The 14,128-nt window shown below is 44.4% G+C and carries 9 protein-coding genes and 1 pseudogene; 5 read left to right on the forward strand and 5 right to left on the reverse strand.

From position 1 onward, the window contains the following. Nucleotides 1–15: 15 nt before the first annotated feature. From HFELIS_RS01355 to acnB, 4 genes are all read right to left on the reverse strand, one after another. Complete coding sequence (locus tag HFELIS_RS01355; protein WP_013468744.1) at nt 16–756, reverse strand: amino acid ABC transporter ATP-binding protein; 741 nt, start codon at nt 754–756, stop codon at nt 16–18. Beyond that, a complete protein-coding gene (locus HFELIS_RS01360; protein WP_013468745.1) occupies nt 757–1,437 on the reverse strand; it encodes an amino acid ABC transporter permease in 681 nt (226 codons plus the stop codon). Then, complete coding sequence (locus HFELIS_RS01365) at nt 1,431–2,090, reverse strand: amino acid ABC transporter permease (RefSeq protein ID WP_162467500.1); 660 nt, start codon at nt 2,088–2,090, stop codon at nt 1,431–1,433. Before HFELIS_RS01365 ends, HFELIS_RS01360 begins: the two co-directional genes overlap by 7 nt. A 77-nt stretch (nt 2,091–2,167) precedes the next feature. After that, entirely contained in the window at nt 2,168–4,726 is a 2,559-nt protein-coding gene (acnB, locus tag HFELIS_RS01370; protein ID WP_013468747.1) for a bifunctional aconitate hydratase 2/2-methylisocitrate dehydratase, read from the reverse strand. A gap of 86 nt (nt 4,727–4,812) precedes the next feature. Between acnB and HFELIS_RS01375 the strand changes: the two genes are divergently transcribed. The 4 genes from HFELIS_RS01375 to HFELIS_RS01385 are packed head-to-tail and all read left to right on the forward strand — an operon-like array spanning nt 4,813 to nt 7,373. Continuing rightward, a complete protein-coding gene (locus HFELIS_RS01375; RefSeq protein WP_013468748.1) occupies nt 4,813–5,412 on the forward strand; it encodes a hypothetical protein in 600 nt (199 codons plus the stop codon). Between the two features lie 20 nt (nt 5,413–5,432). Then, nucleotides 5,433–5,564: a hypothetical protein gene (locus tag HFELIS_RS09460; protein WP_013468749.1), complete on the forward strand. Its 132-nt coding sequence runs from the start codon at nt 5,433–5,435 to the stop codon at nt 5,562–5,564. A gap of 9 nt (nt 5,565–5,573) precedes the next feature. Next, on the forward strand, nt 5,574–6,638 hold the full coding sequence (locus HFELIS_RS01380; protein WP_013468750.1) for a hypothetical protein: 1,065 nt from the start codon (nt 5,574–5,576) through the stop codon (nt 6,636–6,638). A gap of 48 nt (nt 6,639–6,686) precedes the next feature. After that, nucleotides 6,687–7,373 (forward strand): MqnA/MqnD/SBP family protein, encoded by a 687-nt coding sequence (locus HFELIS_RS01385; protein WP_013468751.1) that lies wholly within the window; start codon nt 6,687–6,689, stop codon nt 7,371–7,373. Here the strand turns inward: HFELIS_RS01385 and HFELIS_RS01390 are convergent. After that, nucleotides 7,370–8,143: a sulfite exporter TauE/SafE family protein gene (locus tag HFELIS_RS01390; RefSeq protein WP_013468752.1), complete on the reverse strand. Its 774-nt coding sequence runs from the start codon at nt 8,141–8,143 to the stop codon at nt 7,370–7,372. The genes HFELIS_RS01385 and HFELIS_RS01390 overlap by 4 nt on opposite strands. 276 nt (nt 8,144–8,419) lie before the next feature. On the opposite strand from HFELIS_RS01390, the pseudogene HFELIS_RS09575 reads away from it, so the two are divergent. Further along, nucleotides 8,420–12,472, forward strand: a pseudogene (locus HFELIS_RS09575) (vacuolating cytotoxin domain-containing protein); the annotation flags it as partial. Between the last annotated feature and the right edge of the window lie 1,656 nt (nt 12,473–14,128).

Consider the following 14,128-nt stretch of genomic DNA (forward strand, 5'->3'; position numbering starts at 1 on the left):
TTTAGCATAATAAAATCAACAATCTCCTAAAAAATTAAAAATTTCTAGGAATTTTTGCGCGCGCTCTGATTTAGGCGCTTTAAAAAACTCCTTTGGATGCGCCTGCTCTACCACCATCCCTTCATCAAAAAACACCACTCTATGCGCCACTTTTCTTGCAAATTTCATTTCATGGGTAACAATGACCATACTCATGCCCTCATGAGCTAACTCTAAAATGACTTCTAACACTTCTTTTACCATCTCAGGATCAAGACTAGCAGTAACCTCATCAAAAAGCATCACTTCAGGTTGCATGCATAAAGCCCGAACAATGGCAACTCGTTGTTTCTGCCCTCCGCTGAGTTCCCTAGGATAGGCTTGCATTTTATGCTCTAGCCCCACTCTCTTTAACAAAGTGTGTGCTTGTTGTGTAACCTCCTCTTTAGAACGCTTTTGCACCTTCAAAGGAGCTAATAAGATATTTTGTAACACGCTCAAATGGGGAAACAACTCGTAATTTTGAAAGACCATACCAATTTTTTGGCGCACCTTTGTCCAATCTTTGCTATGGGCTATCTGTTCTCCATTAAAGAGTATCTGCCCCCCTTGAATCTCCTCTAAGCCATTCAAACATCTTAAAAACGAACTCTTGCCACACCCACTAGGCCCTAAAATCACCACCGCCTCCCCCTTTTGCAGGCTAAAATCAATGCCTTTTAGCACTTCGTGATCCCCGTAGCGTTTTTGTAAATTGATAGTTTGTAAAATTGCCATTTAGCCTCTATTGTGTTGGTATTTTTTCTCCAAATACTGACTAAGATGAGATAGGGGATAGCACAGCATGAAGTAAAGAATAAAAATCAATCCATAAACAAAAAAACTCGCATGGGGCATGTTAATTAAATTCACTTCTATAATTTGTTGCCCCACTTTGAGTAAGTCAATCGAACCAATAAGAGAGATTAAAGCGGTGGTTTTAATCATGCGGGTGAATAAATTCACGCTGGAGGGCAATAATGCTAAAAAGGCTTGGGGAAAGAGAACATAAAAAGTAGTTTGCAAGGGCTTTAGTCCTAAAGCGGTTGCGCTTTGTCTTTGATGTTGAGAAATAGAGCTTAAGGCTCCTCTAGTTAAATCCATCATCTCGGCCACCCCCCATAAAACAAAGACAACAACCCCAGCGCTAAAAGCTTCTATGTGCAAATCCAATATAGACGCAAATCCAAAGTACACGATGAACAGCCATACTAAGAGCGGAACAATCCGCACCGCTTCCAAATATACCCGGCAAATTAACCTAGCTACACGCCCCCCAAAAGTCATCAACACTCCCAAAGCCACCCCCCCTATTAAAGAAAGCACAATAGAAATCAAGGCAAGACTTAAAGTTGTAGCAAGACCTTCGCCCAAACGCGCTAAGTTATCCGCATTAAAGAGATTTAAAATTTCTAACATATCTTTTTCGTGTAATGTTTTTCCAAAGCCACAAACAACCCACTTAAGGGCAATAACACAACCAAGTAAGCAAGCACCAATAATATTAAAGCCTCATTAGTCTTGTAATAAATGCCAATCAAATCTTTAGCCACAAACATTAAGTCTGCTAGAGCAATCGCACTCACTACAGAAGTTTCCTTGAGTAAAAAAATCGTATTGGCTCCCAGTGAAGGCAAAGAAATTGCCAAACTTTGGGGCAAGAGCACAAAACGCAAACTCTGCCATTTAGAGAGTCCCAAACTTAAAGAACTCTCAAATTGCACTTTGCTTAGAGCTTTTAGCCCGAGCAAAAAACTCTCCGCCATATACGCCCCACCCAAAAAGATCACGCCCAGCACGGCGCAAGAGAGTGCGCTTAAAGACAAGCCTATCTCGTGCAAGCCATAGTATAAAAAGAAGAGCTGTATGAGTAGAGGGGTGTTGCGGGCCAACTCTGTATAACCCCGCGCCAAACGCAACAAAAATTTGGGTTTAAAATACAAACACAGAGCTACACCAAAGCCTAAAAGAGTTGCCCCTAAAATGCCCCAAAAGGAAATCTCAAGAGTGATAAAAAGCCCACGCCCAAAAAGAGGCAAGGCGTGGCGCATAAACTGCCAATCCAAATCCACAACGCTACCTTTCGCAAACTTAAAGTCTGCTAAAAGTCCCTATCTTAGAGAAATAAGCTAAGGTTGCGCTTAAAAGCCTAAAGAGCCATTTTTTCCATTAAATGGAAATTCATATAGCGATAAATCTCCTCTCTGCGGGCTTCTAATTTGCTAGCCACCAAATCCAAATACTCTTTTGGAGTGGGGATTTTACCCAAGAGCGCACACACTGCGCCCAACTCCGCACTGCCCAAATACACCTGCGCCCCCTTGCCCATGCGGTTATCAAAATTGCGCGTAGAAGTGGAGAAAACAACCGCATTATCGCGCACCCGTGCTTGATTGCCCATGCACAAACTACATCCGGGCACCTCTGTGCGCGCCCCAGCAGCCCCAAAGATAGAAAAATACCCCTCTTTGATGAGCTGTTGTTCGTCCATTTTAGTGGGGGGCACAATCCAAAGGCGAATAGGCGAAGCCCCCGCCCCCTTGACAATCTCCCCAAAGGCTCTAAAATGCCCAATATTAGTCATGCAGCTGCCAATAAAGACCTCATCGATTTGTTGGGGGCGTTTGGGATTACTCAACACCTCGCTCAAAGTGGCTACATCGTCTGGGTCATTGGGGCATGCCAAAATAGGCTCTTTGATCTCATTTAAATCGATCTCAATCACAGCGGCATACTCCGCATCTGGATCGGGTTCTAATAACACGGGGTTATCAATCCATGCTTGCATTTTTTGGGCACGCCTTTTTAAAGTTTCTTTGTGTTCATACCCGCTCTCTATCATCTGCTCAATGAGCTTAATATTGGAATTCAAATACTCGATGATAGGCTCTTTATCTAGGCGCACGGTGCAGGCAGCCGCGCTCCTCTCCGCGCTCGCATCGCTAAATTCAAAAGCCTGTTCGATTTTGATATTCCCCAAGCCCTCGATTTCTAAAATGCGTCCGTTAAAGATATTCTTCTTGCCCTTTTTCTCCACGGTGAGCAAACCTTGTTTAATGGCGTAGTAGGGGATCGCATTCACCAAATCCCTAAGCGTAATGCCCGGCTGCATTTCCCCCTTAAAGCGCACCAGTACAGACTCGGGCATATTCAAGGGCATGGTGCCCGTAACCGCGGCAAAAGCCACTAAACCGCTACCAGCGGGGAAACTAATACCGATAGGAAAACGCGTATGGCTATCTCCGCCCGTGCCTAGAGTATCTGGAAGTCCCATGCGATTAAGCCATGAGTGGATGATCCCATCTTTGGGCTTGAGCGCGACCCCACCCCGAGAGGTGAAAAACTGGGGCAGAGTGGCTTGTAGGTTCACATCGGAGGGCTTTGGGTAGGCCGCTGTGTGGCAAAAGGATTGCAGCACAAAATCGGCTTCAAAACTCAGGCTGGCTAATTCTTTGACCTCATCGCGCGTCATCGCTCCGGTGGTGTCTTGGCTTCCTACAGTGGTAGTAGTGGGCTCACAATAAGTGCCCGGGCGTACACCCTCTAGCCCACACGCACGCCCCACCATTTTTTGGGCTAAAGTGTAGCCCTTTTGGCTTTGGGCGGGTTGTTTGGGTTTGGCAAAGACTTCTGAGGGTTCTAACCCTAAGAATTTGCGCGCCTTATTGGTGAGCCCACGCCCGATGATTAAAGCAATGCGCCCCCCTGCGCGGTATTCATCGGCTAGGGTGGTGGGCTCGAGTTTAAAGGTGCTCACCACCTTTCCCTGCTTATGGATTTCGCCCTTATAGGGATAAACCTCAATGATGTCCCCCTCGTGTAAATCTTTCACATCGGCTACAAGGGGCAACGCCCCGCTATCCTCACATGTCGCAAAGAAAATGGGGGCGATCACCCCCCCAATAACCACACTCCCACTGCGCTTATTAGGCACATAGGGAATATCTGTGCCAAAATGCCACATGATAGAATTAGTCGCGCTTTTGCGAGAACTCCCCGTGCCCACCACATCGCCCACATACACAACGGGCACGCCCTTAGATTTGATGTTTTTTAGGCGTTCTTGGTAGTTTTCCACGCGGTTTTTGAGCATGGCATTAGCATGCAAGGGAATGTCGCTACGGGTGAAGGCATCACTAGCCGGACTCAAGTCATCCGTATTAGTTTCTCCATCAATTTTAAGCACGCAGAGTTCTAGCTTTTCAGGCAGAGCGGGTTTATTTAAAAACCATTCGGCATCCGCCCAAGACTCTAACACTTCCTTAGCTAAAGGGTTTGTTTTGCTTAAGTTGGCGATACTCTCAAAGGCGTTATAGACTAGAAGCGTGGATTTTAAAGCTTGACAGGCGGCTTTGGCAATTTCTTGATCGCCACTTTGCAGCGCCTCAATCAAGGGCGCGACATTATACCCTCCTAGCATCGTGCCCAAATACTCCACCGCTTCTAAGGGGCTAAAATGCGCGCATTCCAACTTTTTGAGCGCGAGTTGACCTAGAAACTGCGCTTTGACCTGTGCGCCCTCATCCACGCCCGGACTCACTCTATGAATCAATAGATCCTTAGCAAAGGCACATTCTGCGCTATCTTTAGAGTGCAAGAGAATCTCTACCACACTCTCTACTTGTTGAGCACTTAAAGGTAGGGGGGGGATATTCTCTTGGGCGCGTTGCGCCTCAATCTCTTTGTATTCTTGGATAAATGGGTGCATATAACTCCTTAATAAAATGGCGTTAGCCGTAGTATATAATAATTTAAAACACTTGCAGATGGTAACCTGACTTAAAGGATGCTCTGATGATTAACTTGGCTAAAATGACCGCCCTAGCTTGCTTAGCTTGCCAAGTTCTTTTGGCTGATCCTTTGACTTTTCACACCCCATCTAAGATTTTAAAGCAAATGCGCTTGCGCTCTTTGCCTCCCTTTCAAGTCCTCTTGGTGCAAGATAAACAAACACAGATCCAACAGATCTTACTTGTCGATGATAAAAGTTCTTTAAAGGTGTTGCTGGGCAGGGATTTTATTTTACCAGATAAAAAAGAGAGCGCGCAGTTGCGATCTTTATATAAACAAGTTGTCAAACACAATTTTTTTATCATGCACCACAAAGATTTTCAAGCCTTGATCAAGGCTTTGCCCTCAGAAAATACGATTTTCTTAGAATCTCTTTCCAAGCACCCCTCTAAGGAATTTTACTTTTTTGCTAGGGGACAACAGGATTTAAACCTAACCTCTATTGCCAAGCTAGAAAAATTACTCAAAGAGGCAAGGGTGCATGTGGTGTTATTGGGCGCACTTCCTAATGAAGATGATACAAGCAATTCCTATGATGCGGCTGGCTATCTTAAGGGTTTGCAAGCAATCTCTAACACGCCAAAAAAAAAATCGTGCTTTTAAAACAATGGAGCGATCAAGACATGTCTACAAAAACAGACCCCTTAAAAGAGTCCTTTTTGGATCGTATTCAAGAGAATGTAAATTTAGCGTCCAAATTTGGCGTATTAGAGGGCGTTCAGCCATATTTGCCTCTATTTTATGAAATCCGCTAAAGGAGTCCCATGCGTCTTGTCTTGTTATGCATATGCGCTTTTGCTCTCTTAAGAGGGGTAGACTTGAACGATGCAAGCCTCTTAGAGACCACCCGTTTGGACAGCGCGTTTAATGTACGCATTTTAAAAGAGGGAGAAAAAATTTATGCCGTTGTCGCCAATAGAGAGAGTGGCAAGGTTTATTCGCTTGAGGATTTTTTAAAACGCGCCACACCCAAACAAAAAGCCTTTATCCAAGCGCGTATGCAAGAGGCGCGCGCTTTAGCCGCCACGCCCCCTAAAATCAAGCACCTCTTCAGTCAAAGAGTCAATGAAGAAGAGGAAAAGGTGAGTTATCTATTTCCCGCCCTCTTATCTCTAAAGCCAATACCCGGGACCTCTTTTCAAATTGCCACTATCAAGGATTATAATCAAGCACATAAGGATGAGTTTTATGGGGATCAAGCCCCCACCTACAGCGCATGGCTTTTAGATCAAAACTTGAGTTTTGCTATCCGGCTAGAGCACGCTTTAGGACCTAAACAAGCCCTTAAAGAAATGACAAAAAGTGTCCAATGGGCAAAAGAGGCTAATGAACGCTATTACACCCATGACTTTAACACTCTCTTTGATCGTATCCCCAAGTCTAGTATCATCACTTTACGCTCTGAAAACCCTCATGCCAAGCAACTCTATATCCTCTTATCCTATATTGAATACCCCAGCGATCGCGATACTCCCGCCTACAAGCGCACTCTGGAAATCGTTAATGATTTACCCCAAATGCTCAAAAGCGCGACCCTCCACCTAGTGCCCACACAGAGCAAATGGACTTACGATTCTAAGGCGATTAAAGCCCTCATTCAAGATGCCCATTGTCTCCCAGACAACCGCACTAAAATCGCGCGGATTCAACGCTTTTATCGCGACTTGGCAAATGATGGCACCCTTGTAGAAACATCGGGTTGTCCCGTTTTGAAAGATTATGGAAAACAGCAAGAATGGGTGTGGATCTTTTTTGGGCAGGGGGCTTGTGGAGATGGCGTGAAAGATTGGCATCCTATGCCCATAGTCTATGAATACAAAGAGGATTAAGAGTTTTAGCGTGGGCTTTTGGGGTAAAATGGCATAAAAAGGTTTAGCATGCGTTTTGGCAAGATCGATTATCTAAATTTGCTCCCTTTTGATGTGTTTATCAAGGCCTATCCTCTACGCTTGCCCGGATTTAAGACCTTTTTACACCTCAAAAAAACCTACCCCGCTAAACTCAACCGGGATTTTCTATTTAGGCGCATTGATGCGGGTTTCATCTCTTCTATTGCGAGCCTGCGCGCCCCACATGCCCTAGATTGTGGGATTATCGCCCATAAGCAGGTGCGTAGCGTATTAGCTCTCAAACAAACCCCCAACAGCGATCACGAGTCGGCAACCTCTAACGCTCTCTGCCTTGTCTTGGGGCAACAAGGGCAGGTTTTGATTGGAGATAAAGCCCTGCGTTTTTATCACCAAAGAGAACCTAAAGTAAAGTTTGTAGACTTGGCCACACTATGGCATGCTAAAACGCATCTACCCTTTGTTTTTGGGCGTTTGTGTTGTGGGCGTTACGCGCCAATTTATGCTACTCTAGCGCGCGCCTTTAGGCGCAAAAGAATCAAAATCCCCCACTACATTTTGCAAAAACGCGCCCAGGAGAGCCAGCTCTCAAGAGAACAGATTTTAGACTATCTCAAGGGCATTAGTTACAAAATCGCGAGCAAAGAAAGGCGATCTCTTTGTTTATTTGCCCGTGCCCTGCGCTTTAAACGATTACCCCACCCCCAGCGTTTTTAAAACCATTTATAGATAGATATGCCAATAGAGATCGCATAAATCCCCAACAGAGCGCGCCGATGCCAAAGAGCAGGCACTAAGGGCATCAGACGCACACCTATCACCACACCTATCACACTCCCAATACCCACCATCAAACCCCATTGCAGGTCATACAAGTCTAGTAGATCATGCCTCTCTAAAGAGAGCACGCCGCTTATAGAGGAAAAAATCACAAAGAAAAGCCCCAAGGGCACACTTTGTTTAGCGGGGATTTTCAGGTAATGCGCCAACAAGGGCACCATCAGCACCCCTCCTCCAATGCCTAGACTAATCGCAAAAACTCCCGTGAGCGCGCCGATGGATACTAAAATAAGCTTGGTTCTAGTATCTAGGGTAAAGTCTTGGGGACTGTCTACAGCAGGGCTTTTACTCTTAAACGCAAAACGCAAAAAAGAATAGAGAGTTACCAAAATAAAAACCCCTAAGAGAAATTTATGCGAAAAGGTGCGCAAAATCAGCCCGCTAAAGCTTGCCCCCACCATCCCCCCAAGCCCCACAAAAATCCCCGTGCGCACATCTAAAAACCCCTTTTTAAAATTAGTCCAACTCCCCACCACAGAAGAAAAGACCATTTGTAAAATGGAAATGCCCACTGCACTATCATAAGAATGCCCTAAAACCAGCATCACAGGCACAATCACCATCCCCCCCCCGATTCCAAAAAATCCAGAAAGCAAACCTGTAAATCCGCCCAATAGCAAAAACAAAACTAGGTTGATCATATCCATGAAGACCCCTTAGACAACAACTTTTGAACTTTTTAGTATATTTACTTAATGCCCTCAACTTTCTGTATAACAAGGCGTTAAAAATCATTAAAATTTACACGATATAATCGAGAAAAGGTTTTTCTATGAAAACAAATATCTTCTTTAGCTCTGTGTCGGGCTTCAACTGACACTTTAACCATGAAAATACGATTTCCATTTTCTGATCTTGTGCAGACTTTAGCACACCCTGAGGCAAAAAACAAGATTCCTTTTGGGATTCTATGCCCAAAAGACATGGCCCATCAAGATTTTAAGTATCCTTTAAAATTCCGCTTAAAAATCCCTTTATTTTTCTTAGGGATTTTAGTAGCTGGAGGAGTGCTTAGGGCTGGAGAACAAAATGTTTGGAGTGGGGTTTATTGGCTCCACCAGCAGAATATTCGCGGCAAAGATGGGGAGATTTACTACATTGATCCAGGAAAAAGTACAGCTGATACCTATGCCGCAGGGGCTCGCAGTTTTGGGGTTAATGTAACAGGGGGGGGGACTTTAGTCCTTGGCAATAAGAGCGAAAGTCCTTTAGAGGGGGGTAAAATTCTCTTTGGGGGGACGGGTTGGCACTCTGAAAATGTTGGCTACATTACTGGTAATCTCAAAGCACCTAAGATATACCTGACTAATACCATCCAATCTGGGAATGCGTGGGCAACAGGGGGAGGCACCACGCTGAATTTTCAGGCCACTCAGGGCATTACTGCTAATGGGCTTCATTTTAATGACGCTAAAGCGGGCACGCAACACTCAAACGCCACTTTTAATACCAGCAGTGGAACTTTGAATGTGCAAAACTCCACCTTTAGCGATCAGAGTAGTGGGGCTCTTCATTTTGATGGCCAAGACACCACTTTTAACAAAACTTCTTTGAATGGAAACTCGACGACTGTGAGCGTAAAAGCTAGCCAAGCTCTCAGCATGGATTCCACTAATTTAAATAATGCCCGTGGAAATGTCACTTTGCAAGGTAGTAGCGTGACTCTTAAAAATGGCAGTTTTCAGGGTGATCACAGCAAGCTTAGTATCAGCGCCTCTAATGCCTTGAGCGCAACGGAGGTCAATATTTCTGGGGCAGATTCCCTACAAGTCAATGCCAATAGCGCGAGTTTTACTAACTCCTCGTTTAACACGACCGGACAACAACAAAATGTCTTTAAAACCAATAGCCTTACTTTAGACAACACCACATGGAGCGGGTCTACTTACTATAAGTTTGAGGCTCAAAATGGTGGCACCTCTACCAATACCACCTTTAGTGGCACAACCACTATCAGCACAGATTCTCAAAGTCTTTCCCCTTTTGCAAATTTAAAGGGAAAAATCACTCTCTCGCCCAATGCTATCATCAATATTAAGCAATCCTTAGGGGTCGATCAGAGTTACACTCTCTTTAATCAAGAAACGCAAATTACATCCGGCGATCAGACCATCAGTCAAGATCAAGCGCTATGGAAATTCCTATCTTTTAATGGCGTGCACGCCTCTTCTATAGTTGCGGATACCTCCAATAGCAGCGTCGCCACTTTTAACTTTAATGGCAAAAATTATCGCATGAAAAGTAGTTTAGTAGATGGCAAACTCACTTTCACCATGCTAACCGGATATGTGGATTTGTGGAATGATGTGTACAACATGACCCCGGGGTGCTCCAAGGCTGCAGGCGGTGGCTGTGTTGGCTGGCCCAAATGGACTGATATTATCAAGGGTAGCTATAAAAATTACAATGTTAATGTGGGTGATGGAATCGCTTACATCAATCCTGTTGGCAAAACTTTAAACACCTGGACTTTTGGGGGCAATGGCGGGATTTACAATATACAAGGCAATGGCGCGACCTTAGTGATTGGGAATGATAAGACGCAAGTCGCCACGGGAGGGATTATTCATTTTGGTAAAGCTCCTAATCTAGGCTATATCGAAGACACATTTAACGCTGATAATATTTATATGACCAATACCATCAATGTGGGCACAAAGACTTTAAGTGGTGGGGGGGCATCTATGAGCTTCACTGCTAAGAAAAACTTTACCATCGATGGACTCACTTACCACAACTACATCACGGCTTTACCCCCTTTTGATAGCGCGATAGCCCAAAAATCTAACGCCTCCTTCAATAGCCTAGGCACTTTGAGCGTCTCCAACTCTTCTCTTGAAAACGATTCGTGGGGCAGCTTTAATTTTAGCGGAACGACTAGTGTTAGCTTCAATCAAAGCAGTGTGCAGGGAAGCCACACGACAATGACCATCTACTCGCCTAAGGCTACTATTAATAACTCTGCTTTTTTCCTAGGCAATGAAGCCAGCTTAGATTTTAATCAAGGCGCTAATCAAACGGGTTATTTGTCTTCTATCAGCGCAAACATTGCTGACAGCACGCTCAACCTCAATCAAAACAGCCATGTTTGGTTTCATGGCAACACCACCTTAAATAACACGGTTTCTTTTCTTAATTTAAGCTCCAGTGCGGATTTTTACGGACCTACTACGCTCTCAGGCACAACTATCCTCAATCTAGATCACAACAGCACAATCACTTTTTATCAAAACACCACCCTTGCAGGCAATGCTAATCTCAACCTAATCAATAGTGCTAAAGCCACCTTCACCGGCAACACGACTTTTAATGGCGATTCGGGCATCACTTTGACCAAGGGAACTAGCGCTACTTTCAACACCTCCACTTCTTCAGATACAAAACAAAATACAATCCCTAATATAACCCAGACTACTAACCCTAGCACGACTTTTAGCGGTCAGTCTTTCTTAAATGTGTCGGGTGAATACGATCCTTCAAAACAAACACAGACAACAAACACCCAAAACTCCCAAACCATCAACTACCAAGCGCAATTTAAAGATCTAAATTTTAAAGATAGCGCGGCTCTTATTCTCAACAACGCAGCGATTCAAAGTAGCAAAAGCACTTTTAGCAACAATGTTGGGGTGAGCATGGCTAATAGTCTTTTGAATGCGGGCACTCTCACTTTGCAGGGGGGGAACTTCCTCTTACAAAACTCTAAAGTGCAGGCAACTAGTGGAACAGCGAGCGGAAACACCGATTTAAATTTGCAGAGCAATAGTCAGTTTACCTTTAGTGATAATTTTAATCTCAATGGAGCGTTGAAATTTAGCGGTTTTTTAAATGGTAGCAACACCCAACCTCTCATCAAGGTAGATAAAACCTTTGAGTTAGCCAATTCAGGTGGCTTGCTCAATATTGCCAATATCGATCTCTCTGCCCCCCTTACAAATGACAGCGCTACCACCTATGACATTTTACAGGCTAAAGAGATTAAGGGTATCGATGGATCTGATGGGTATTCAAAGATCGATTTTTATGGCATCAAGATCGATAACGCCACCTACAGCACTTCTGGTACCAGTGGGGCTACCACTCAGACTCAAAGCTGGAGCTTTACAAACCCTCTTGATGGCGCGCAAACCATCACCGAAGAGATCAAAGATGGCAAGCTCACCATTAAAATTTCTAAAAACTCTAACCCTGTGGCTACCTCTTATTACAACATCGCGCCCGAACTCTATTTTTATGAACAATCCAAGCAAAACAGTACAGGGGCGGATTTCAATTACAGCGACGATCGCACCGGGACTTTCTTTTTAGATAGCAATTTAAAAGGAGTGTTTAGACCTAAAGGTGCAGATGGCAAACCGGGGACACCCATTGTCCCAGGTACTTATAACGCTTATGGGCAACCTCTCCAAGGGCTTTATATCTCCAATAGCCTTTTTAAAAAGGACACTTTTAATAATCTCTATAACATTGCCTCAAGCCTTGTGCCCCAGTTAGAGAAATTAGTTAAGGAGGGAATCTTAAATGATTTAAACGATCCCAATAAGGCCCTGCAGGCTTTATTAGGTGCTAGTATTAGCCTCACTGATGAGCAAAAAACCCAACTATTAGGCTTTATTAATGGGCTTAATAGTCATATTAATCAAACCTTTAAAAATGGGACTTTGGCCGTGGGGACTCCTCAAGCAGGTCAGACAGGGAGCAGTAGCGTGGTGTGGTTTGGAGGCAATGGCTATAGCCAAGCTTGCAGCGCGGGCGATTTTGGATGCCAATCTCTTAGAAACACCAATATAGGGCAACTCATCAGCTCCACAGCGACAGCGATGGGCTATATCCAGGCCCAATTTAATGCTAAAAATATCTATATCACTGGGACCGTGGGGAGTGGGAACGCGTGGGGCATGGGAGGAAGTGCCGATGTTACTTTTAATAGCGCGACCAATTTAACCCTCAATGAGGCCAAAATCCAAGCGCAGGCTACAGATGGGATTTTTAATCTCTTAGGGCAGGGGGGGCTTGAAAAACTTTTAGGGCAAAAAGGCCTCTCGCAGATGCTGGGCAATTATATTTACAGCGTAGCCTCCGGGTCTAAAGTTTTTCCTGATTTGATTCCCAATGGCATTAAAGACGCTCTGCCCGCACCCTTGAGCAAGGATTTAGGCGACAAACTTCAAAATCTCAAATTGAGCGATTTTTTGAGCGCTCAAGACATGGGCGCGCTCTTACAAATGCCAGGCATGGAAAATGTGATCAAGGATATTTTGAGCACTAAAACCGTGAGCTCTGTATTAGGGAGCAGTGGACTAATTCATTCTCTAAGCCAAGCGGAGCAAGATAAAATTTTTGGAGAGCTTAGTAAGGCATTGCCACTAGGGGGAGGTAGAATTGTTGCAAGCCTTGCTAATGGGATTTTTGGAAACCGCACCCTACTTAATTTAATTGGCTCTCTCTCACCCATGACAGGCATGAATGTCAATGACATGCTCAATTTTTCCAACACCGCACAGGGGCAGGCTGCGCTCACAAAATTTTTACAGGATAATACCTTTGGACAAGTGTTTGCTGGCCTGATCAGCAATGCGGAATTGCTTAATAAAACCGTGGCGTGGTTGGGTCCGCAAATTTTGGGCGAAATGCTGAATGTGGCGCTTAAAGATATGTTAAATCCTTCTAAGGAAATGGTGAGCGCAGCAACCAATATTGGAGAGAAGATCATTAGTAAAATCTTTGGGTCTGAAGCGCTCAACACGCTTAAAAACTTCCAAAAAGATCAAGATGTGCAAAAGGTGCTCCAAACCATCATTGCAGACAAAGGGCTAGGAGGGATTTGGGCTAATGGTTTAGGGAGCGTTCTGCCTCAATCTTTGCAAGAAAAGTTGCAAGAAGCAGGCGTTGGATCGCTCTTAGCCCCTAAGGCATTGAGCAATTTTTGGGAAAAGGGCTATTTTAGCTTTTTGGCTAATGGGGATGTATTGGTTTCCAACAGTAGTTTTAGCAACGCGACAGGTGGAGATTTAAGCTTTGTAGCCGGCAAGCAGATTATCTTTATGGGGAGCAACACCATTAGCTTTAGCAACTCTCAAGGCACGCTTAATTTTTTCTCTAACGACACCTCTAATATCAATTTATCTACCCTCAATGCGAGTAATGGCCTAAATATCAACGCGCAATTTAATAATCTCTTTGTGCAAAATGGCACCATCGCCACCACAAACCCCTATGAAAGTTTGGTCGTAAACGCGCAAAATTTCTACATGGGAGGCACGATCGATGCCTCACAAGGGGGGAGTATCGATCTCTCAAAAGTAACTCAAAATACCCAAATTGGCACGATCAAATTAGGCGCTAACGCGTCTTTGAGCGCCAACGATCTTGAGATTATCAAAGAACTTAACAATGCTTCTAGCAATGCCCTAAATGTGGCGCAAAATTTTGATCTTTACAGCGGGGCAACTTTGAGCACGGGCGTGGGGGGAATTGATGTAGGTGGGAATTTAGATAGCTATGGCACAATGACCTTTAATAGCAATGCGCAGAATGTCAATAATCCCTTTATCAATGTAGCCGGAGTTGCTACACTCAACCCTGGAAATACGACCGCCTTTACCCTCAATACACTCGCCCCAGTTCAACAA

Origin of the sequence: Helicobacter felis ATCC 49179, from assembly GCF_000200595.1 — a bacterium.
Classification (GTDB): Bacteria; Campylobacterota; Campylobacteria; order Campylobacterales; family Helicobacteraceae; genus Helicobacter; species Helicobacter felis.

Excerpts from the sequence above, each read along its gene's own strand:
- HFELIS_RS01355 (WP_013468744.1), bottom strand. The coding sequence starts at position 756 with ATGGCAATTTTACAAACTATCAATTTACAAAAACGCTACGGGGATCAC.
- HFELIS_RS01360 (WP_013468745.1), bottom strand. The coding sequence starts at position 1,437 with ATGTTAGAAATTTTAAATCTCTTTAATGCGGATAACTTAGCGCGTTTG.
- acnB (WP_013468747.1), bottom strand. The coding sequence starts at position 4,726 with ATGCACCCATTTATCCAAGAATACAAAGAGATTGAGGCGCAACGCGCC.
- HFELIS_RS01375 (WP_013468748.1), top strand. The coding sequence starts at position 4,813 with ATGATTAACTTGGCTAAAATGACCGCCCTAGCTTGCTTAGCTTGCCAA.
- HFELIS_RS09460 (WP_013468749.1), top strand. The coding sequence starts at position 5,433 with ATGTCTACAAAAACAGACCCCTTAAAAGAGTCCTTTTTGGATCGTATT.
- HFELIS_RS01380 (WP_013468750.1), top strand. The coding sequence starts at position 5,574 with ATGCGTCTTGTCTTGTTATGCATATGCGCTTTTGCTCTCTTAAGAGGG.
- HFELIS_RS01385 (WP_013468751.1), top strand. The coding sequence starts at position 6,687 with ATGCGTTTTGGCAAGATCGATTATCTAAATTTGCTCCCTTTTGATGTG.
- HFELIS_RS01390 (WP_013468752.1), bottom strand. The coding sequence starts at position 8,143 with ATGGATATGATCAACCTAGTTTTGTTTTTGCTATTGGGCGGATTTACA.